The following is a 19,016-nucleotide window of genomic DNA, read 5'->3' on the forward strand; positions in this document are numbered from 1 at the left end:
CCTCTCAGGGGACGGTCGTGAATTCGGTGACCCCCGCGTGGATGGCGTCGGTCATGCGCCGGTGCCAGGCGATGTCGCGCCACATGCCGTCGAACTGGGGGCCGCAGAAGTTGCTGGTCGCCAGCGCCTCCCAGCGCCCGGTGGCCAGCGCGGCCCGTACCCCGATCTCGCACAGCTCCTTGACCCAGCCCCAGTCGCGGCCGGGGCCGTCCTTGTAGTTCACGATCCCCCAGCATTCGGTGGTCACCAGCGGCTTGCCGGCCGCCCGCGACCACGCCGCGACCTCCCCGATGTGCTCGGTCAGGCGGCCGGCCCACCGCTGCGGGTCGGACCGGTACAGGCGCTCGGCCGGGCCGGACAGCGGTTCGTAGGCCCGCGGGTCGAACTGGGAGTGGTGCAGGTCGTAGCCGATCTCCGCGTAGAAGTCGGTGGTGGCCTGCGGTGTCATCCACACGTGCGGTTCGAGCAGGTCCAGCTCGGACAGGTCCTCGCCCGGGGCGCCGGTGGTCTCGGTGCAGCCGGACAGCGTGTAGCGGTAGCGGGGGTGGGCCGCGCGCAGGGTGGAGATCGCCTCGTTGGCCCAGGTCTGTACGGCCGTGTCGCCCCGGGACAGGGTCTCGGCGCTCGCGTCGTTGCCGTACAGGAAGGGCGCCCACATCGCGAGCGGCCACTCGTTCACCAGGTCGACGAAGTAGATGGCGTCGGCGAGGCCGGCGTCCTCGATCGCCGAGAGGGTGACATCCCAGATCCGGGCCAGGTCGGCCGGGGTCCTGATCCGCGAGCGGACGTCGTGCTCGTCCTTCCTGAACCACGAGGACAGCGCGACCCGCAGCCCGCGGTCCGCGCATGCCCGGATGAAGTCGAGCAGGCCGGGCAGCACGCGTACGGAGACCGGCTCGGTGGCGCCCCAGGACTCGAAGTGCCACACGGGGAGCAGGCGCCAGGTCCGCTCCGGATCGGCCGCCACCAGGTGGGGGAAGGCGTCGATGCGTACCGCGTCGTAGCCCCGTTCGGCCAGTTCGTCGAGTGCGCGGTCCCAGTCCTGGTAGCCGGCGCCGTCCCAGCGCCGTTCGAGCCAGGAGAAGTCCCACATGGTGATCGCTAGGGGACTGGTGGTCAACGTCATAGTCTCAACATCCGTTCGATGTTGGTCTTACCAGATTGGTAGATCGTGGCTGGCAGAAGCGTGACTGTCAAGGCTCCTCTTGGTCCTTGCGGGTTACTGGTCTAACCAGCTAGCGTTCTTGGACCATGAGCACCCGAGCCGTCGCCGGCCTGGAGACCATCCGATGCCCGATTCAGCCCAACGTGCTCCTGATGCGGCTATACGCCGACGACGGCCTCACCGGCCTCGGCGAGTCGTTCTTCGGGGCGGAGGCGGTCGAGGCCTACCTGCACGAGACCGTCGCACCACTCCTCGTGGGAGCGCCGCTGCCCAGCCCCGAGCGGCTGCGCCGGCTGCTCACCGGCCATGTGGGCTTCCAGGGCAGCGGGGTCGAGACCCGGGGCAACGGGGCCGTCGACATCGCCGTGTGGGACCTGCTCGGCAAGGCCACCGGGCAGCCCGTCGCCACCCTGCTCGGCGGTCCCTACCAGGACAGCCTCCCCGTCTACAACACCTGCGCGGGCCCCTCCTACGTCAAGAACGAGCCGCGCCAGGCCGTCTCCAACTGGGGCCTGGCCGACACGTCACGGTACGAGGACCTGCGCGGCTTCCTCGAACGGCCCGGCGAGCTGGCCAAGGAGCTGTGGGACGAGGGACTGCGCGCCATGAAGGTGTGGCCGTTCGACCAGGCGGCCGAGCGCACCGGCGGCATGCGGCTGGAGCGGGCCGACCTGCTGGCCGGCCTGAAGGTGCTCGACGACATCAAGAACGCCGTCCCCGAGATGGACGTCATGGTCGAGCTGCACGGCCTGTGGAGCCTGCATGCCGCGCTCGGGCTGGTCAAGGAGCTCGAACGCTTCAGCCCGTACTGGGTCGAGGACCCGCTGCGGTCCGACAGCCTGGCCTCGTACGCCACGCTGCAGGCCGCGACGCCGGTGCCGCTGGCCACCGGCGAGACGCTGACCGGGCAGCGCGCGTTCCGCGGGCTGCTGGAACGCGCGGGGATCCGGGTGGCCATCGTGGACATCGGCTGGACGGGCGGGCTGACCGAGGCCCGCAAGATCGCCGCGCTCGCGGACTCGTACGACCTGCCGTTCGCGCCGCACGACTGCACCGGGCCGATCTCGTTCGCGGCGTGCGTACACCTGGCCCTGAGCCAGCCCAACGCGCTGGTGCAGGAGAGCGTGCGCGCCTTCCGCCACACCTGGTACGGGGAGCTGGCCACCGGCCTGCCGCTCGTGGAGGACGGCCGGGTGCGCCTGGAGGACCGGCCCGGCCTGGGCGTGGAGCTCACCGACGGCCTCACCAGCCGCCCGGGCGTCACCACCCGCCTGACCGGCACCCGCCCATGAGCCGCGCCCGGCGGAGCGGGGTGCGGAGATGACGCGGATGGCGGCGTTGCGCTGGTACGGGCGCGGCGATGTGCGGCTGGTCGAGACCGAGATCCCCAGCCCCGGTCCCGGCGAGGTCCTGATCGCGGTGACGCTCTGCGGCATCTGCGGCAGCGACGTCGAGGAGTACCGGGCGGGACCGATCGTCGTGCCGGTCACGCCGCACCCGCTGACCGGCCGGACGGCCCCGCTCACCCTGGGGCACGAGGTCGTCGGCGTGGTCGCCCGCCCCGGCCCCGGCGTCGACCTGGCCCCGGGCACCCCGGTCGTCCCGGACGTCGTGCTGGGCTGCGGCCGGTGCTGGTGGTGCGCCCGCGGGGACTACCCGCTGTGCGAACGCGGGGCGGCGCTCGGACTGCAGGACGACGGAGGGCTGGCCGAGTACCTGGTGGCGCCGGCCGACCGTTGCGTCCCGCTGCCCGAGGGCATGCCCGCCGAGGTCGCCGTCTTCGCCGAGCCCGCGGCGGTCGCCGTACGGGCGCTCGACAAGGCCGGTGACGTGTCCGGGGTCGTGGTCGCGGTCGTCGGGTCCGGCGCCATCGGGCTGCTGGTCGCCCAGGTGGCCGCCTGTCGCGGGGCGGCGGCCGTCATCGCGGTCGACCCGGACCCGGGCCGCCGCGCGCTGGCCGATTCGTGCGGCTTCACCGGCGCGGCGCCCGGCGAGGCGGCGGACGCCGTCCGCGAGCTGACCGGCGGCCGTGGGGCCGACGTGGTCGTGGAGAGCGCGGGAACGCCCGCCGCGGTGACGGACGCGCTCTCGCTGTGCCGCCGCGGCGGCACCACGGTCCTGCTCGGCGTCACCCCGGAGCCCGCCGTCCTGTCCACGCTGGACGTGGTGCTGGGGGAGAAGCGCATCGTGGGGTCGGCCTCGCACCGATGGGACACCGACGTACGCGCCGCCGTCGCCCTGCTGCACGCCGGTCACATTCGGGTCGATCGGCTCCCCGTCCAGACCGTCTCGCTCCAGGACGCCGTACGGCGCGGCCTGGCCGACCCGCCCCGCGACGTCCTGAAGACCATCGTCACCGTCACAAGCGCCTGAGCGGACGGCACGCCGCCCCGCGTGCCGCCGTCAGCGTTCGATGCTCAGTGTTCGATGCTGGCGTTGAAGTGGGCCAGGCCCCGGGCGAACGCGGCCAGCTCCTCCGGGGTCCAGTCCTTCAGGACCGTGGCGAGCCCATGGATCCGGTACTCGCGCTCCCCGGCGACCCGCCGCAGCCCTTCCTCGGTGATGCGGAGCTTGCGGGCCATCCCGCCCTCGGGGTCGGGGATGCGCTCGGCGAGCCCGTCGCGGAGCAGGACGGCGGTCTGCCGGTTGACGGTGGAGGTGTCCAGGCTGAACGCCTGCGCGAGCTGGCCGATCGACATCGGCCCCTCGGCCTCCAGCCGGCTGAGCAGGATGTAGCTGCTGCCACGCTCCAGGCGGCGTTCCGAAGCAGGCGCGGCCGACGACGCCAGCTCCTTATATCGGCCGATGAGCATGAGCTCACGCTCGATGTCAACGATCTCCTCGCGCATGATTACCTCCCCACGGCGGTCAGAATATCCCTCTATATGGTGATGTGTAGGATACATACCATATGCATCGTGCATATAATTCTGCGAGATACGGGAGAACTCATGAGTTCAACGCGTGCCGCACCGTCCAGTGGAGCGATCATCAGCGTGCTGGCGGCGGCGGGCATCACGGTCTCGCTGATGCAGACCCTGATGGTGCCGCTGATCGCGACCCTGCCGACCCTCCTGCACACCACGGCCGCCAACGCCTTCTGGGCCATCACCGCGACCCTCCTGGCCGGCGCGGTCGCCATGCCCGTCTCGGGCCGGCTCGGCGACCTGTACGGCAAGCGCCGCGTCATGATCGTCAGCGCGGTCCTGCTGGCCGTCGGCTCCCTGGTGTGCGCCCCCGCCAACTCGCTGGCCCCCATGGTGATCGGCCGCGCGCTGCAGGGACTCGGGATGGGCGTGATCCCGCTGGGCATCGCCATCATGCGGGACGTGCTGCCGCCGCAGCGGCTCGGCTCGGCCATCGGCCTGATGAGCTCCTCGCTCGGCGTGGGCGGAGCGCTGGGCCTGCCCGCCGCCGCCTTCGTCGCCCAGTACGTGAGCTGGCACGCGCTGTTCTGGGGGGCCGCCGCGCTCGGCGTGGTGATGAGCGTGCTGATCTTCATGATCGTGCCGGAGTCGCCGGTCAAGTCGCCGGGGCGCTTCGACTTCGTGGGTGCGGTGGGGCTGGCGGCCGGTCTGGCCCTGTTCCTGCTGCCGGTCTCCAAGGGCAGCGACTGGGGCTGGACGAGCGGCACCACGCTCGGCATGTTCGCCGCCTCGGCGGTGATCCTGCTGCTGTGGGGCTGGTGGGAGCTGCGCGTGTCCGCGCCCCTGATCGACCTGCGCACCAGCGCGCGCCGTCAGGTGCTGCTGACCAACCTGGCCTCCATCGTCATCGGCTTCGGCATGTACGCGATGTCGCTGATCACGCCGCAGCTCCTGCAACTGCCCGAGGCCACCGGGTACGGCCTGGGCCGGTCGATGGTCGAGGCCGGGCTGTGGATGGCCCCGGCCGGGCTGGTCATGATGGCGATCTCGCCGGTGGCCGCCCGCCTGTCGGGGGCTCGCGGGCCCAAGACGTCCCTGCTGCTCGGGACGCTCATCATCGCCTCCGGCTACCTCCTGGCCCTCGTCCTGATGGGGCACGCGTGGGGCGTCCTCGTCTTCTCGTCCGTGGTCAGCGCCGGGATCGGCTTCGCGTACGCGGCCATGCCGTCCATCATCATGAGCGCCGTGCCGCGTACCGAGACGGCCGCCGCCAACGGGCTCAACAGCCTGATGCGCTCGATCGGCACGTCCTGTGCCAGTGCCGTGCTCGGGGCGGTGCTGGCCAACCTGACGGTCACGTTCGGGTCCGTGACGCTGCCGTCCGAGGCCGGGTTCCGCGCCGGCTTCCTCATCGGCGGCGGGGTCGCCGTGGTGGCGGCGCTCATCGTGCTGACCATCCCCGGCCGCCGCGCCGCGCAGCCGCAGCCGGCCGGCCTGCCCACCGACACCGACCAGCAGGTCCGCACCCGCTGACCCACGTGGGGTGGCAGGCCGCCACCCCACGCGGGTTACGTCGTGCCCAGCTGGCCGCGGCGCAGGCGGGCGGCCTTGGCCATGTTCCAGCCCAGCACCGCCGTGACCACGCCGTCGAGCCGGTAGAGGGCGACGAAGCGGTTCTGCTCGGGGTCGCCCTCGACCACGCTCACCTCCGCCTCGGGCGACGGCAGCCCGTGGACCTGGAGCTTGACGTCGTACTGGTCGGTCCAGAAGTATGGGATGGGCGCGTAGGCCAGGTTCTCGCCGAGGATGTTGGCGGCCACGACCTGGGCCTGCTCGACGGCGTTGGTCCGGTTCTCCAGCCGCAGCCGCCGGCCGAGCCCCTCGTGCTGCCAGGAGGCCACGTCGCCCACCGCGTAGACGCCGTCGCCGGCGCGGCAGCGGGAGTCGCACTCCACGCCGTCGCGCAGAGCCAGCCCGCTGTCGCCGAGCCACCCGGTCGCGGGGCGGGAGCCGATCGCCACCACCACCGCGTCGGCGGGCAGCAGCTCGCCGGACGCCAGGCGTACCCCGGTCACCCGGCCGCCCTCGGAGGCCAGGCCCTGGACCCCGATGCCGAGCCGCAGCCGGACGCCGTGCTCGGCGTGCTTCCTGGTGAGCAGCGCGGCGGCCGGGTCGCCGAGCTGGTCGGCCAGGACCGCGCGGCCGAGGCCGACGAGGGTGACGTCCAGGCCGAGACCGCGCGCGGTGGCGGCCACCTCCGCCCCCAGCACGCCTTCGCCCACGACGACGAGGCGCGGTCCTTCGAGCAGGTGGGCGCGGAGCGCGAGCGCGTCGTCCAGGGTGCGCAGCACGTGCACGCCCGCCAGCCCGTCCTGGCCGGGCAGCCGGGACGGGGTCAGCCCGGTGGCCAGCACGACGGCCTGCGCGCGCAGGGTCCGCCCGGAGGCGGCGGACACCTCCCGCGCCTCGGGGTCCAGCCGCACCGCGGGGTCGCCGAGGATGAACGTCGCGCCCAGCTTGTCCAGCTCGGTCTCGGCCCGCAGGTGCGCCCGCTCGCTCTCCCACATGCCGGCCAGCACCTGCTTGGACAGCGGCGGGCGATCGTAGGGCGGGTGCGGCTCGGCGCCCAGGACGGTCAGGCCGCCCTGGTGGCCCTTGCGGCGCAGCGCCTCCGCGACGGCCAGGCCGCCGGCGGAGGCGCCCACGATCAGGACGTCCGTCAAGACTGCCCGTCCAGGGTGATCGCGGCGGCCGGGCAGACGGCGGCCGCCTCGCGTACGGCGGCGTGCAGGGGCTCGGCCGGCGACGGGTCCAGCAGGATCACGATGCCGTCGTCCTCACCCTGGTCGAACACCTCGGGGGCGATCAGCACGCAGCTGCCTGCCCCGCAACATTTGTCCGTGTCGACGGTGACGTTCATCAGAGGGTTCCTTTCGGTTCTACCAGCGCCGCAGGCCGCCGACGACGAGCCCTTCGAGGCGCTTCAGCTCCTCGGCGGTCAGGCCGCCGACCAGCCGCCGTCAACCGGGACGATCGCGCCGTTGACGAACGAGGCGGCGTCCGAGGCGAGGAAGAGCGCGGCGTCGGCCATCTGCTCCGGCTGGGCCAGCCGCTCGCCGAGGGCGAGCACAGGGCTGAGCCGGGCGGCGCCGGTGGGGTCGAAGGAGGCGTTCGTGGCGATGTTGGTCATGGTGGGGCCGGGCAGGATGGCGTTGCAGCGGATGCCGTCCTTGGCGTGCGCCCAGGCCACGCTGCGGGTCAGGCCGACCACGCCGTGCTTGGACGCGGTGTAGGCGGCGCCGGCCGCCCCGCCTCGGATGCCGGCCTCCGAGGCGGTGTTGACGATCGCGCCGGATCCCTGGCGCAGCATGTGCGGCAGCACCGCGTGGGTGACCAGGAACGTGCCGGTCAGGTTCACCCGCAGGACCCGCTCCCACAGCTCCACCGGGATGTCGGCGGGCAGCGCCATCGTGTCCATGATCCCGGCGTTGTTGCACAGCACGTCGATGCGGCCGTACGCGCCGATCGCCGCCTCGGTCAGCGCGGCCACCGACGCCTCGTCGGAGATGTCGGCGGAGACCGCGACGGCCGCCTCGCCGATCTCCTCGGCGGTCCGCCCGGCCGACTCCTTGTCGATGTCGCAGGCCACGACACGGGCGCCCGCCTTGGCGAACGCCACGGCCATCGCCCGGCCGATTCCGGACCCCGCACCTGTGATCAGGGCGACGCGATCGTCGAATGTGCTCAAGAGCCCGTCCTTTCGCCAGCCGTCCTCCGGCCCGCCATGCTTGCGGCACGGCAACCGGACGATGTTGTCCGGTTGCTACGATACCCGCTGTGCCGGAGTCACGTCGACCGAACAGAGGACCGAGCGCCGCAGCCGAGAACCGGGCGGCGCTGGTCGCGGCCGCCCGTGAGGTGTTCGCCAGCGCCGGATTCAACGCGCCGCTGAGCACGGTCGCCCGCGCCGCCGGGGTCGGGCAGGGCAGCCTCTACCGGCACTTCCCCGACCGGATCAGCCTCGCGATGGCCGTCTTCGAGGACGGCGTCACGGAGCTGGAGGCGCTGGCGGCCCGGCCCGGCACCACGCTCGACGACCTGCTGGCGCTGCTGACCGAGCAGGCCATCGCCTCGACCGCGTTCATCGAGCTGGTCAGCGCGCGGCCGAGCGAGCCCGATCCCCGCATCATCGACGTACGCGATCGCGTGGCGGGAGTCCTGGCGGGCGTGCTCGGCGACGCCCGGCGCGCGGGAGACGTCCGTGACGGCGTCTCGGCCGACGACCTGGTGCTGGCCATCGGCATGCTCGCCGGGGTCCTGGCCAAGACCCCGGCACCCGACCGGCGCGCCACCGCCGACCGGGTGTGGGCGCTGCTGCGCGAGGGCATCGCGCCCTGAGCGAGCCCGCGCCCGTCGCCGGGAGGGGTCACCGGCTGACCGCCCGCTTGTACAGGCGCGTGGCCAGCGGCACGAACACCACCAGGATCAGCACCGACCAGGACAGCGACACCGCCACCGCGTGCTGGAGCGGCCAGGCCTGCGGGCGGGTCGCGGCCGCGTTGCCGAACAGCTCGCGGGCGGCCTGGATCACGGTCGAGACGGGGTTCCACTCGGCGACGGCCCTGAGCGGCCCCGGCAGGCGGCCGGTGTCGACGAAGGCGTTGGACAGGAAGACCAGCGGCATCGACACGATGGTGGCGACGTTGTTGAACACCTCGGGCGTGCGCAGGGCCAGCGCCACCGCCGCCGTCACCCAGGAGAAGGCGTACGCGAAGAACAGCAGCAGCAGGAAGCCCAGCGCGGCCTCCAGCGGCGAGGTGTGGATCCGCCAGCCGACGGCCAGGCCCACCAGCGCCATCACGACGATGCTGGTCACGTTCATGAGCGCGTCGCAGACGGTCTGGCCGACCAGCACCGCCGAGGGAGCCATCGGCAGCGTGCGGAACCGGTCGAAGATGCCCTTCTGCAGGTCCTGGGTGAGGGTGTAGCCGGTGATCTGCGCGCTGGTGACGATGGTCTGGACGAAGATGCCCGGGATCATGTACTCGCGGTAGGACATGCCCGGCAGCTCGATCATGCTGCCGAAGACGTACGCGAACAGCAGCACGAACACGATCGGCAGGATGACCGCGCCGCCGAGCAGGTCCGGGGCTCGTCTGATCTTGAGCGCGTTGCGCTTGGTGATCGTCACGCCGTCGGCGAGCGCGATCTGCAGGGCGTTCATCGGGCGGACTCCTTCTCGGCGGTGACCTCGTGGCCGGTGAGGGTGAGGAAGACGTCGTCCAGGGTCGGGCGGCGCAGCCCGGCGTCGCGGACCGTGACGCGTTCGGCGGCCAGCAGGCCGAGCGCGGTGGTGAGCGCGGCGGTGCCGCCGGTGACCGGGACCGTCACGTGCAGCGCGGTGGGGTCGATCCGCACCTCGCCGAAGGAGGCCAGGGCGTGCCGCGCGGCCGCCAGGTCGCCGGCGCCGGCCACGGTCAGCTCGATCCGGTCGCCGCCGACCTGGTCCTTCAGCTCGTCGGCGGTGCCGAGCGCGATCACGTGACCGTGGTCCACCACCGCGATCCGATCGGCGAGGCGGTCGGCCTCCTCCAGGTACTGGGTGGTGAGCAGCACGGTCGTGCCGCCCGCGACGAGCTCGGAGATGACGTCCCACAGGCCCGCGCGGGCCCGGGGGTCCAGGCCGGTGGTGGGCTCGTCGAGGAAGAGCACGGGCGGGTCGGCCACCAGCGCGCCGGCCAGGTCGAGCCGGCGCCGCATGCCGCCGGAGTAGCCCCGCACCGGGCGGTCGGCCGCGCCGGTCAGGTCGAAGCGCTCCAGCAGTTCCCGGGCGCGCTGCCTGCTGCGCCCGGCGCCCAGGTGGTAGAGGCGGCCGACCATCTCCAGGTTCTCGGCGCCGGTCATGTGGTCGTCGACCGCCGCGTACTGGCCGGACGCGCCGATGCGCGAGCGCAGCCGGTCGGCCTGCGTGACGACGTCCAGGCCGGCGACGGTGGCGTGTCCGGCGTCCGGTCTCACCAGGGTGGTCAGGATCCGTACCGTCGTGGTCTTTCCTGCGCCGTTGGGGCCGAGCAGGCCGAGCACCGTGCCCTCGGGGACGGACAGGTCCATCCCGTTGAGGGCGACGACGTCGCCGTACTTCTTGGCCAGGCCCTCGGCGTGAATGGCGGGGGGCATCGCGGGATTTCTCCTTTTATTGGGAGGTTAACCATGATTTATGGGCATGACGGGATGGCGGACGGTCGCCCGCCCGCTTCGATCAGCGGGTGCTAGATGTCCAGGTCCTCGACGGCGGGCCGCTCGGCCAGGTCGGCGATCAGGTCGTAGAACTCGTCAGGGATCTTGCCGCGCAGCTCCTCGACCGTGTCGAAGACGTCCAGCGTGGCCGCGCCCTGCACGAAGCCCCATCTCGTCTCGCCCAGGCCGAGGTAGCCCCGCCAGGTGCTCACCCAGTCGTCGGACTCCGAACCGCTCACCCAGTCGGGCGAGCGGTCGACGTGCAGGACGAACTTGCCCTTGCGCGAGCGGTACACCCGGAACATCTCCACCCGCCCGCTGCGGCTGGTGCGGCCCCACTCGCCGAGCAGCACGCCGGAGAAGCGCTGCTTGCGCCCGGCGCCCTGGCCGACCTGCACGATGATCTCTTCGTAGCCCTCCTGGCGGCCCTCCTCCATCTCGACGTAGCGCCGCAGCGCCACGCTGATGGCGGTCGACAGCTTGCCGCCGGCGAGCTCCTGTGCCCGCTGGAAGATCGGCAGATCCTCGTCCGAGACGTAGATCGTTTTGTTCGGCATCGTCTCACCCTCATCCCGTATACGTATGAGTCTACGTATACGGGAAGCGGATGGCAACGGGGCTCTCAGTCGCGGTCGTCGACGGTCCCGTAGGAGGAGGCCCTGAAGAGGAAGGAGGCCCAGGACCGGTAGGGCCGCCACGCCTCGGCCAGCTTCCGGTACGCGCTCGGCGGCGCGTCCTCCGGCAGGCCGTACGCCTCGCGCAGGATCGCGAACAGGCGCGGCTCGTCGCCGGGGAACGCGTCCGGCGCGCCCGCGCCGCGGATCAGGATCAGCCCCGCGGAGAACGGCCCCACGCCGGGCAGCGCGCGCAGTTCGGCCAGGGCATCCTGCGGGTCGAGCGCGCGCAGGTGCTCGGTGGTGAGCACGCCGTCGAGCGCCGCCCGCGCCAGGCCGCGCAGCCACTCCTCCTTCTGCGCCGGCAGCCCGAGACCCCCGGCCTCCAGCAGCGACACGGGCGGGGGGAAGGCCGATTGCTCCTGCCCGTCGACGGTGACCTTCGCGCCGTACCGGTCCGCGATGCGCTGCTTGATCCGCGAGGCGATGAGCATCGACGAACGCTGCACGATCACCGCCCAGCACGCGGCCTCCCACGGGCTCCAGAAGCACACCGGCCGCAGGCCGGGGCTGCGCCGCTGCAGGTCGCCGAGCACCGGGTCGGCCTCGCCGAGCTTGGCGAAGCCGGTGCCGTCGACGTCGAGGGACAGGATCCGCGCCACCTCCCCCCGGATCCCCGGCCCGGCGGGCCGCGTCGTGGCCACGGCGACCCCGCCCGGCGCGCCCGTCACGGTGACGCCGATCGGCAGCCAGTCGGATTCCGCGCTGTAGGCGAAGCGCATCGCCCGCCCGTCGGAGGGCAGCGCGCTGGTGGCCGGCCAGTCCTCGATGAAGCGCAGCGAGGCGTCGAAGTCGAACGGGCCCTCGGCGGCGAGCGTGAATCCGTGCGTGGTCATGCGCGAATAGTAGGCGGCGGCAAGGACGGTCACGCACCGGAGCGGCCGCATGACAGGCGTCCGGGCCGGCCGGCCGTCGGGCCGAGCGGGACGGCCGGCCGCGGTGCTCAGCCGATCGGGCGGGGGAGGCGGATCGTCAGGATGCGGCTGGGGATGCCGGTGTCCACCAGGCGGCCGTTCGCGTCGAAGGTGCCGACGCCGAAGTCGTTGTCGTTGGCGATGGCGATGGTCCTCGGGTCGAGCACCGCGACACCCTCGATCTTGCCGGGCAGCCCGTCGATCGCCGCGAGGTCCACGGTCAGCGACTTGGCCGCCACGGTGACGTCCGCGGGAAGGGAAGCCTCCAGCGACGGCGTGGTCGCCGGGTCGTCGTGGCGGCCGCCGAGGAGGCCGGTCGCCTTGCGGAGGTCGACGGTGTAGAGGCGGGCCACGGCGTCGGTGCGCTCCTGGAGCAGCAGGCGGCCGGGCTTCAGCACGCTGAGCGCGGAGATCTTCATATCGCCCTGCTCGGCGGCCGGGTCGAAAGGGTGGAACCTACAGAGGTTCGATGTCCAGCCGCCGAAGCGCACATGAACGCGCGTTGACGTCACCGCACGGCAACCTGAGGCGCCGCCGCGTGACGGCGCCTGGGCGCGCGGTGGGTCAGACCCGGAGCAGGGAGGCGCAGGCGGCCGCCGCCGCGTCGGCGTCACCGATCACGACGGCCCGGGCGAGAGCCGTCAGGCGCTCGGCCGAGACCCGGGCGTCGTCCAGCGGCGCGGCCTCCGAGAGCAGGTCGTCGAGATCGGCCAGCAGGCTCGCCCCCGCGAGCCTGCGCACGCAGGGCCAGGTGTCGGAGAAGCGCACCGGCCGGCCGTCGGCGTCGAGCAGGGCGAGCCGGAGGCTGCGGTCGGGATGCGCCGCCGCGCTGCGCGCCAGCCCCGCCATGATCGCCTCGCGGGCCCGCGCGAGCTCCATCGGGTCGCGCTCGGCCAGCGATAACGCCGGATCCAGCGGTGACTCCTGCCGCGTCTCCTGCAGCGCCGGCGCGAGCACCACGGCGCCGTTGCCGTGCTGGACCTCGACCATGCCCTGGACCTCGAGCGCCACCAGGGCGCGGCTCAGGGTCGCCCGGCTGACGCCGAGCTCGGCGGCCAGGCGACGCTCGGGCGGCAGCCGGTCGCCGGGGGAGAGCCCCTGAGCCTCGATGAAGCGCGCGATGTGGTCGGCCAGCTGCACGTAGAGGCGGGGACGCTCCATCCGCTCGGGAACCGCGGCGGTCTGCGGGCGCTTCTTGGTCACGGGGGACAGTCTATTGACATCCGGCGCAGTGGCGCAGAGGCTAGGCCAATCCGGAAACACGCACGTAACCGGAGAGTCACCTGACCCGAGGAGTCGCCGATGTCAGCGGAAGTCGTTGCGTTGGTTGTATTGGTGTTGGTGTTCCTGATAGCCACCGTCAGGTCCATCAACATGGGGGCGCTGGCGCTCGTGGCGGCTTTCGTCGTGGGCACCGCGGTGTTCGGCGTGGAGGTGTCGGACGTCCTCGGCGGCTTCCCGGCCAACCTGTTCGTCATCCTGGTCGGCGTCACGTACCTGTTCGCGCTGGCCAGGAACAACGGCACCGTGGACTGGATCGTGCACCGGGCCGTGGTCGCGGTACGCGGGCGCGTCGCTCTGATGCCGTGGGTGATGTTCGTGGTGTGCGCGGCGATCACGGCGATCGGCGCCGCCAGCCCGGCCGCGGTGGCCATCGTGGCCCCGGTGGCCATGGGCTTCGCCGCCCGCTACCGGATCAACCCGGTCATGATGGGCCTGATGGTGGTGCAGGGCGCCACCGGCGGAAGCTTCTCGCCGATCGGCATCTTCGGCGCGATCACCAACGGCGTCGTGGACAAGAGCCACCTTCCGGGCAACCCGGCCGTGCTGTTCTTCAGCGCGATGGGCGCCTGCGCGCTGATCAGCCTGGTCGGCTTCCTCACCCTGGGCGGCACGAAGCTGCTGCAGCGCGACCGCGAGACGCCGAAGCAGCAGGTCGCGACCCTCGCGCGCGCGGGCGCCTCCACCGGATCCGCAGGTGACCCCGACCCCGCCGACGACGCCCTGCCCCGCCTCGACGCGCAGCGCTCCCTCACGCTGGTCGGCCTGCTCGTGCTCGCCGTGGGCGCGCTCGTCTTCGACCTCGACATCGGCTTCCTCGCCCTGGCGGTGGCGGTCGCGCTCACGCTGATCTTCCCCTCCGCGGCCCGCGGCACCGTCGACAAGATCAGCTGGGGTACGGTGCTCCTCGTCGGAGGCATCGTCACCTACGTCTCCCTGCTGGAGGACCAGGGCACGGTGAAGTGGCTCGGCGACGGGGTCGCCCACGTCGGCGCCCCGCTCGTGGCCGCGTTCCTGATCTGCCTCATCGGCGCCGTGGTCTCCGCCTTCGCCTCGACGACCGGCATCCTCGGGGCGCTCATCCCGCTCGCCGTGCCGTTCCTGCAGACCGGCCAGGTCGGCGCCGTCGGGCTGGTCACGGCGCTGGCGATCTCCTCCTCGGTGGTCGACTGCAGCCCGTTCTCGACGAATGGGGCCCTGGTCGTCGCGAACGCGGACGTGTCCGAACGCGACAACGTCTTCAAGCGCCTGATGACCTGGGGCATGACCATCATGGTGGTCGCGCCGGTGCTGTGCTGGGTGATCCTCGTCGTGCCGGGGAGCCTGTCATGAGCGGCCCGCTCGCGGGTTACGTCGTCGTCGACCTGACCAGGGCGCTGGCCGGGCCGCACGCCGCGATGATGCTCGGCGACCTGGGCGCGCGGGTGATCAAGGTGGAGCAGCCCGGGAGCGGCGACGACACCCGGGGCTGGGGCCCGCCGTTCGCCGGCTCCGAGTCCACGTACTTCCTGTCGTGCAACCGCAACAAGCAGTCGATCGCCCTGGACCTGAAGGACGAGGACGGCCGGGCCACCCTCGAGGCCCTGATCCGCAAGGCGGACGTGCTGCTGGAGAACTTCCGCGCCGGCGTGCTCGACCGGCTCGGCTTCACCACCGCCCGCCTGCTCGAACTCAACCCGCGGCTGGTCGTGCTGTCCATCACCGGGTTCGGCCACGACGGGCCGGAGGCCGGGCGGGCCGGCTACGACCAGATCGCGCAGGGCGAGGCCGGGCTGATGTCGCTCACCGGGTCCGGGCCCGACGACCCGCAGCGGGTCGGCGTGCCGATCGGCGACCTGCTGGCCGGCATGTACGGCGCGTACGGCGTGGTGTCCGCGCTGCTCGAACGCGAGCGGACCGGCCGCGGCCAGGTCGTGCGCACCTCGCTGCTGGCCGGCATCGTCGGGGTGCACGCCTTCCAGGGCACCCGCTGGACCGTGGCCGGCGAGGTCGGGCGCGCCCAGGGCAACCACCACCCCTCCATCGCCCCGTACGGGCTGTTCCGGTGCGGGGACGGCCACGTGCAGATCGCGGTGGGCAGCGAGGGACTGTGGCAGCGCTTCTGCGCCGAGTTCGGCCTGGACCCGCGGGAGCCCGGCCTGGCGACGAACGCGGAGCGGGTGGCCGCGGGCCGGCGGCTGGTCGAGCTGATCGAGGCCGCCTTCGCCTCCTTCGGCGCGGACGAGCTGCTGCGCCGGCTGGCCGCCGCGGGCGTGCCCGCCGGCCGGGTGCGCAGCCTGGACGAGGTGTACGACTGGCCGCAGACCAGGTCGCAGGGCCTGCTCATCGACGTCGAGCACGCGGGCATCGGCGGGATCACGCTGCCCGGCCCGCCGCTGCGGTTCTTCGACCCGGCCGGGCCGGAAGGCGAGGTCGAGACCACCCGGACCGACCACGCCGCGCCTCCCGTGCTGAATGCCGACGAGGAGGAGATCCGCTCGTGGCTGGCCGGATGACCGCGCTCGAACTCGTCGAACTCGCGCTCGACGACGGCTCCTTCCGCAGCTGGGACCGGCCGCTCGGGCCGGTGGAGGACGCCGACGTGACCGCCGCCAGGCAGCGCACGGGCCTGGACGAGGCGGTGATCACGGGGGAGGGGCTGCTGCGCGGCCGCCGGGTGGCCGTCGTCGCCTGCGAGTTCGGGTTCCTCGCCGGGTCCATCGGGGTCGCCGCCGCCGAACGCCTGGTGTCGGCCGTGGAGCGGGCGACCGCCGAGCGGCTGCCGCTGCTCGCCGCGCCCGCCTCGGGCGGCACGAGGATGCAGGAGGGCACGGTGGCGTTCCTGCAGATGGTGAAGATCTCGGCCGCGGTCACGCAGCACAAGGCCGCGGGCCTGCCGTACCTGGTCTACCTGCGCGACCCCACCCTCGGCGGCGTGCTCGCCTCGTGGGGCTCGCTCGGCCACGTCACGGCCGCCGAACCCGGCGCGATGATCGGCTTCCTCGGCCCGCGCGTCTACCGGTCCCTGTACGGCGAGCCGTTCCCGGAGGGTGTCCAGGTCGCCGAGAACCTGTACCGGCACGGCCTGGTCGACGCCGTGCTGCCGCCGCAGGCGCTGGCCGGGATCGCCGACCGCGCGCTGCGCATCCTGCTCGCGCCACCGGTGGAGCCGGCTCTGGGTGAGCCGCCGTCCGAGCCGCTGCCGGACGTGCCCGCGTGGGAGTCGATCATCCGCTCCAGGCGGGCCGACCGGCCCGGCGTCCGGCAGTTGCTCCGCTACGCCGCCTCGGACGTCCTGCCGCTGAACGGGACCGGCGAGGGAGAGCAGGACCCGGGGCTGTACCTGGCGCTGGCCCGCTTCGGCGGCGTCTCGTGCGTGCTGCTCGGCCAGGACCGCCGCACCCAGACCGACGTGGGGCCGATGGGCCCGGCGGCCCTGCGCGCCGCCCGGCGCGGCTTCCGCCTGGCGCACGAGCTGAACCTGCCGCTCGTCACCGTCATCGACACCCCCGGCGCGGCGCTCAGCCCCGAGGCGGAGGAGGGCGGGCTGGCCGGCGAGATCGCCCGGTGCCTGTCCGAGCTCGTCACCCTTGAGGCGCCGACGCTGTCGATCCTGCTCGGCCAGGGCTGCGGCGGCGGCGCGCTCGCGCTGATCCCGTGCGACCGGGTGCTCGTCGCCCAGCACGGCTGGCTGTCACCGCTGCCGCCCGAGGGCGCCAGCGCCATCGTGCACCGCGACGTCGAGCACGCCCCGGAGCTGGCGGCCGCGCAGGGTGTGCGCTCCGCCGACCTGGTCGCCGACGGCATCGCGGACCGGATCGTCCCCGAGCGCCCGGACGCGGCCGACGAACCGGAGGCGTTCTGCCGCCGCGTCGGGCGCGAGCTGGAGCGGGAGCTCGCCGTGATGCTGCCGCGCCGCCGCCCCGACCTGCTCACCGAACGGCTCCGGCGCTACCGCGCCCTCGGCACCACCCGCGACCGGGCCCGGGCGGCCGGCTAGAAGCGCCCCAACCGCTCATTCAGGCGTCTCTGCGCAGTGCCCATTCGACGCCCGGACAGCGGTCCATGACGACGTCGAGGCCGGCGCTCAGGGCGCGTTCGGCGGCCGCCTCGTCGATGACGCCAAGCGGGAGCCAGATCGCCTTGGCCCCTGCCGCGATCGCCTCGTCCACCGACTCCCCCGCCAGCTCGGCCCGCCGGTAAACGGCGACCACGTCCAGCGGGTCCGGCACCTCGGCCAGCGACGCGTACCCGGGCTCGCCCAGCACGGTCTCGGCGGCCGGATGGACGGGAATGACCCGTCTGCCCCGGGCCTGGAGCAGCCGGGCCTGGTCATAGGCCGTGCGCTCCGGGTTGTCGCTCAGGCCCACGAAGGCCCAGTGCCGCGCCCCGTGAAGCAGGCGCTTGATGACGTCGCCGTCGGCGAAGCGGTCTCCCATGCTCGGCACCAACACGGCGCGCCCGCCGGAACTTCCCGCATTCATCTTCCGCTCAGCGGTTGCCGCGCTTTCGACGCCGTCGACCGCCGCATATGGTCCAGAGCGTTGAAGAGCGCTCTCGCGACCGGCCTTTCTGTCCGCGTGCTGGCGAAAGCCACGCCCGTTCCACAGAGGTAGAGCATGAGATCTTCTCTCGTTTTCGTCGCGCTGGCCCTCGCCGCCGCGCTGGTCGGCGGCGCGGGTAGCGCCCAGGCGGTCGCCGACCCGCTGCTGTCCCAGGGCAAGCCCGTCACCGCGTCGTCCGCCGAGAACGCCGGCACGCCCGCCTCGGCGGCCGTGGACGGCAACGCCGCCACCCGCTGGTCGAGCGCCTTCGGCGACCCGCAGTGGCTGCGGGTCGACCTCGGCGGCACCGCCGTCATCAGCCAGGTGGTGCTCAGCTGGGAGTCCGCGTACGGCCGGGCGTTCCAGATCCAGACCTCCGCCGACGGCCTGACCTGGACCACCGTCTACGCGACCGGCACCGGCACCGGCGGGACGCAGACCCTCGCCGTGACCGGGAACGGGCGGTACGTACGGATGTACGGCACCTCCCGCGGCACGGCCTACGGCTACTCGCTGTTCGAGTTCCAGGTCTACGGCACGATGGGCGGCACCACGCCACCTCCAGGGGGCACCATCCCCGACCCGACCACCCAGTCGCTGGAGGCGACCACCGGCCCGCTGGCCACCGCGACCTACACCGTCCCCAACCCCAGCGGCTACAAGGCGGGCACGATCACGTACCCGACGGCCAGTGGCTCGTACCCGGGCATCGTGCTCATGCCGGGCTACCAGGGCACCCAGCAGAACCTGAGCTGGCTCGGCCCGCGCCTGGCGTCCTGGGGCTTCGTCGTCCTCAACGTCGACACCAACGCGCTGTCCGACAGCCCCGACCAGCGGGGCACCCAGATCAGGGCGGCCGGCACCCAGCTGCTCAACCTCGGCAACGCCACCGGCAACCCCATCTCGGGCAAGCTGAACGGCGTGCTCGGCGCCGCGGGCCACTCCATGGGCGGCGGCGGCACGATGGTGGCGCTGCGCGACGACGCCCGGTTCAGGGCGGGCGTGCCGCTGGCGCCCTACCACCAGAGCGGGAGCTTCGCCGGGGTCGCCAAGCCGACCTTCTTCCTGACCTGCGCGAGCGACGTCGCCGCGCCCGGCGGCACGTACGCCAGGCCCTGGTACAACAGCATGACGCAGGCCGAGAAGCTGTACATCGAGGTCCCCGGCGACCACCTCTGCCCGATGACCGGCTACGGCAACAAGGCCAAGCAGGGCAAGTGGATCGTGTCGTTCTTCAGCCGCTGGCTGCGCGACGACGCCCGCTTCACCCCGTTCCTGTGCGGCAGCGTGCGCGACGCCGACCGGAACAACACCTCGCTGGTGACCCAGTGGACGGACACCTGCCCGTTCTGAAC

General features: G+C 72.9%; 20 protein-coding genes. 8 read left to right on the plus strand and 12 right to left on the minus strand.

The annotated features are described in order from the left end of the window. Positions 1-4: 4 nt before the first annotated feature. Positions 5-1,126: a cellulase-like family protein gene (locus tag ACWEPL_RS29175; protein ID WP_452438024.1), complete on the minus strand. Its 1,122-nt coding sequence runs from the start codon at positions 1,124-1,126 to the stop codon at positions 5-7. Between the two features lie 191 nt (positions 1,127-1,317). On the opposite strand from ACWEPL_RS29175, the gene ACWEPL_RS29180 reads away from it, so the two are divergent. After that, positions 1,318-2,457 carry a mandelate racemase/muconate lactonizing enzyme family protein gene (locus tag ACWEPL_RS29180; RefSeq protein WP_452438025.1) on the plus strand — a complete coding sequence of 380 codons (1,140 nt, stop codon included), beginning with the start codon at positions 1,318-1,320 and terminating at the stop codon, positions 2,455-2,457. A gap of 28 nt (positions 2,458-2,485) precedes the next feature. After that, a complete protein-coding gene (locus ACWEPL_RS29185) occupies positions 2,486-3,538 on the plus strand; it encodes a zinc-binding dehydrogenase (protein ID WP_363982201.1) in 1,053 nt (350 codons plus the stop codon). 44 nt (positions 3,539-3,582) lie between these two features. On the opposite strand, the gene ACWEPL_RS29190 is transcribed toward ACWEPL_RS29185, so the two are convergent. Then, positions 3,583-3,978: a MarR family winged helix-turn-helix transcriptional regulator gene (locus ACWEPL_RS29190; protein WP_452438026.1), complete on the minus strand. Its 396-nt coding sequence runs from the start codon at positions 3,976-3,978 to the stop codon at positions 3,583-3,585. A 138-nt stretch (positions 3,979-4,116) separates the two neighbouring features. On the opposite strand from ACWEPL_RS29190, the gene ACWEPL_RS29195 reads away from it, so the two are divergent. Beyond that, positions 4,117-5,565, plus strand: a complete 1,449-nt coding sequence (locus tag ACWEPL_RS29195; RefSeq protein ID WP_452438027.1) for an MFS transporter — start codon at positions 4,117-4,119, stop codon at positions 5,563-5,565. 35 nt (positions 5,566-5,600) lie between these two features. Here ACWEPL_RS29195 and ACWEPL_RS29200 read toward each other — a convergent pair whose 3' ends face one another. From ACWEPL_RS29200 to ACWEPL_RS29210, 3 genes are all read right to left on the minus strand, one after another. Beyond that, a complete protein-coding gene (locus ACWEPL_RS29200) occupies positions 5,601-6,755 on the minus strand; it encodes an NAD(P)/FAD-dependent oxidoreductase (protein ID WP_452438028.1) in 1,155 nt (384 codons plus the stop codon). Next, entirely contained in the window at positions 6,752-6,952 is a 201-nt protein-coding gene (locus tag ACWEPL_RS29205; protein WP_350740959.1) for a ferredoxin, read from the minus strand. The genes ACWEPL_RS29200 and ACWEPL_RS29205 overlap by 4 nt, the downstream gene beginning before the upstream one ends. Positions 6,953-7,030: 78 nt before the next feature. Continuing rightward, positions 7,031-7,780 carry an SDR family NAD(P)-dependent oxidoreductase gene (locus ACWEPL_RS29210; protein ID WP_355211140.1) on the minus strand — a complete coding sequence of 250 codons (750 nt, stop codon included), beginning with the start codon at positions 7,778-7,780 and terminating at the stop codon, positions 7,031-7,033. An 89-nt stretch (positions 7,781-7,869) separates the two neighbouring features. Between ACWEPL_RS29210 and ACWEPL_RS29215 the strand changes: the two genes are divergently transcribed. Then, positions 7,870-8,430 carry a helix-turn-helix domain-containing protein gene (locus ACWEPL_RS29215; RefSeq protein ID WP_363982190.1) on the plus strand — a complete coding sequence of 187 codons (561 nt, stop codon included), beginning with the start codon at positions 7,870-7,872 and terminating at the stop codon, positions 8,428-8,430. A 28-nt stretch (positions 8,431-8,458) separates the two neighbouring features. Here ACWEPL_RS29215 and ACWEPL_RS29220 read toward each other — a convergent pair whose 3' ends face one another. The 6 genes from ACWEPL_RS29220 to ACWEPL_RS29245 all read right to left on the minus strand — a co-directional run bounded on the left by ACWEPL_RS29220 (position 8,459) and on the right by ACWEPL_RS29245 (position 13,060). After that, positions 8,459-9,256, minus strand: a complete 798-nt coding sequence (locus tag ACWEPL_RS29220) for an ABC transporter permease (RefSeq protein ID WP_452438029.1) — start codon at positions 9,254-9,256, stop codon at positions 8,459-8,461. Then, positions 9,253-10,209, minus strand: coding sequence for an ATP-binding cassette domain-containing protein (locus tag ACWEPL_RS29225; protein ID WP_363982184.1), 957 nt, complete (start codon positions 10,207-10,209; stop codon positions 9,253-9,255). The genes ACWEPL_RS29220 and ACWEPL_RS29225 overlap by 4 nt, the downstream gene beginning before the upstream one ends. Before the next feature lie 92 nt (positions 10,210-10,301). Beyond that, a complete protein-coding gene (locus ACWEPL_RS29230; RefSeq protein WP_185072484.1) occupies positions 10,302-10,826 on the minus strand; it encodes an EXLDI protein in 525 nt (174 codons plus the stop codon). A gap of 65 nt (positions 10,827-10,891) precedes the next feature. After that, positions 10,892-11,779 carry a DNA-3-methyladenine glycosylase family protein gene (locus ACWEPL_RS29235; RefSeq protein WP_452438030.1) on the minus strand — a complete coding sequence of 296 codons (888 nt, stop codon included), beginning with the start codon at positions 11,777-11,779 and terminating at the stop codon, positions 10,892-10,894. Positions 11,780-11,886: 107 nt separating this feature from the next. Continuing rightward, positions 11,887-12,471 carry an esterase-like activity of phytase family protein gene (locus tag ACWEPL_RS29240; RefSeq protein WP_452438031.1) on the minus strand — a complete coding sequence of 195 codons (585 nt, stop codon included), beginning with the start codon at positions 12,469-12,471 and terminating at the stop codon, positions 11,887-11,889. Next, entirely contained in the window at positions 12,422-13,060 is a 639-nt protein-coding gene (locus ACWEPL_RS29245; RefSeq protein ID WP_350740974.1) for a FadR/GntR family transcriptional regulator, read from the minus strand. Before ACWEPL_RS29245 ends, ACWEPL_RS29240 begins: the two co-directional genes overlap by 50 nt. Before the next feature lie 99 nt (positions 13,061-13,159). Between ACWEPL_RS29245 and ACWEPL_RS29250 the strand changes: the two genes are divergently transcribed. From ACWEPL_RS29250 to ACWEPL_RS29260, 3 genes are read left to right on the plus strand one after another with little or no spacing between them, the layout of a single operon-like run. Next, on the plus strand, positions 13,160-14,470 hold the full coding sequence (locus ACWEPL_RS29250) for an SLC13 family permease (protein WP_363982175.1): 1,311 nt from the start codon (positions 13,160-13,162) through the stop codon (positions 14,468-14,470). Further along, complete coding sequence (locus ACWEPL_RS29255; protein WP_452438032.1) at positions 14,467-15,633, plus strand: CaiB/BaiF CoA transferase family protein; 1,167 nt, start codon at positions 14,467-14,469, stop codon at positions 15,631-15,633. Before ACWEPL_RS29250 ends, ACWEPL_RS29255 begins: the two co-directional genes overlap by 4 nt. After that, on the plus strand, positions 15,618-17,117 hold the full coding sequence (locus ACWEPL_RS29260) for a carboxyl transferase domain-containing protein (protein WP_452438033.1): 1,500 nt from the start codon (positions 15,618-15,620) through the stop codon (positions 17,115-17,117). The genes ACWEPL_RS29255 and ACWEPL_RS29260 overlap by 16 nt, the downstream gene beginning before the upstream one ends. Positions 17,118-17,136: 19 nt before the next feature. Here the strand turns inward: ACWEPL_RS29260 and ACWEPL_RS29265 are convergent, their stop codons facing one another. After that, the gene (locus ACWEPL_RS29265) at positions 17,137-17,556 is read right to left on the minus strand and encodes a CoA-binding protein (RefSeq protein ID WP_350740982.1); all 420 of its coding nucleotides are present in this window, start codon (positions 17,554-17,556) and stop codon (positions 17,137-17,139) included. A 180-nt stretch (positions 17,557-17,736) separates the two neighbouring features. Between ACWEPL_RS29265 and ACWEPL_RS29270 the strand changes: the two genes are divergently transcribed. Further along, positions 17,737-19,014, plus strand: coding sequence for a poly(ethylene terephthalate) hydrolase family protein (locus ACWEPL_RS29270; RefSeq protein ID WP_452438034.1), 1,278 nt, complete (start codon positions 17,737-17,739; stop codon positions 19,012-19,014). Positions 19,015-19,016 lie beyond the last annotated feature (2 nt).

This window comes from Nonomuraea sp. NPDC004186, from assembly GCF_053603495.1.

Bases quoted from the DNA above. Each gene is read 5' to 3' on its own strand.
- ACWEPL_RS29225 (WP_363982184.1), bottom strand. From the start codon at position 10,209: ATGCCCCCCGCCATTCACGCCGAGGGCCTGGCCAAGAAGTACGGCGAC.
- ACWEPL_RS29270 (WP_452438034.1), top strand. From the start codon at position 17,737: ATGAGATCTTCTCTCGTTTTCGTCGCGCTGGCCCTCGCCGCCGCGCTG.
- ACWEPL_RS29175 (WP_452438024.1), bottom strand. From the start codon at position 1,126: ATGACGTTGACCACCAGTCCCCTAGCGATCACCATGTGGGACTTCTCC.
- ACWEPL_RS29265 (WP_350740982.1), bottom strand. From the start codon at position 17,556: ATGGGAGACCGCTTCGCCGACGGCGACGTCATCAAGCGCCTGCTTCAC.
- ACWEPL_RS29185 (WP_363982201.1), top strand. From the start codon at position 2,486: ATGACGCGGATGGCGGCGTTGCGCTGGTACGGGCGCGGCGATGTGCGG.
- ACWEPL_RS29255 (WP_452438032.1), top strand. From the start codon at position 14,467: ATGAGCGGCCCGCTCGCGGGTTACGTCGTCGTCGACCTGACCAGGGCG.
- ACWEPL_RS29235 (WP_452438030.1), bottom strand. From the start codon at position 11,779: ATGACCACGCACGGATTCACGCTCGCCGCCGAGGGCCCGTTCGACTTC.
- ACWEPL_RS29250 (WP_363982175.1), top strand. From the start codon at position 13,160: ATGTCAGCGGAAGTCGTTGCGTTGGTTGTATTGGTGTTGGTGTTCCTG.
- ACWEPL_RS29195 (WP_452438027.1), top strand. From the start codon at position 4,117: ATGAGTTCAACGCGTGCCGCACCGTCCAGTGGAGCGATCATCAGCGTG.
- ACWEPL_RS29205 (WP_350740959.1), bottom strand. From the start codon at position 6,952: ATGAACGTCACCGTCGACACGGACAAATGTTGCGGGGCAGGCAGCTGC.
- ACWEPL_RS29230 (WP_185072484.1), bottom strand. From the start codon at position 10,826: ATGCCGAACAAAACGATCTACGTCTCGGACGAGGATCTGCCGATCTTC.
- ACWEPL_RS29220 (WP_452438029.1), bottom strand. From the start codon at position 9,256: ATGAACGCCCTGCAGATCGCGCTCGCCGACGGCGTGACGATCACCAAG.
- ACWEPL_RS29190 (WP_452438026.1), bottom strand. From the start codon at position 3,978: ATGCTCATCGGCCGATATAAGGAGCTGGCGTCGTCGGCCGCGCCTGCT.
- ACWEPL_RS29180 (WP_452438025.1), top strand. From the start codon at position 1,318: ATGCGGCTATACGCCGACGACGGCCTCACCGGCCTCGGCGAGTCGTTC.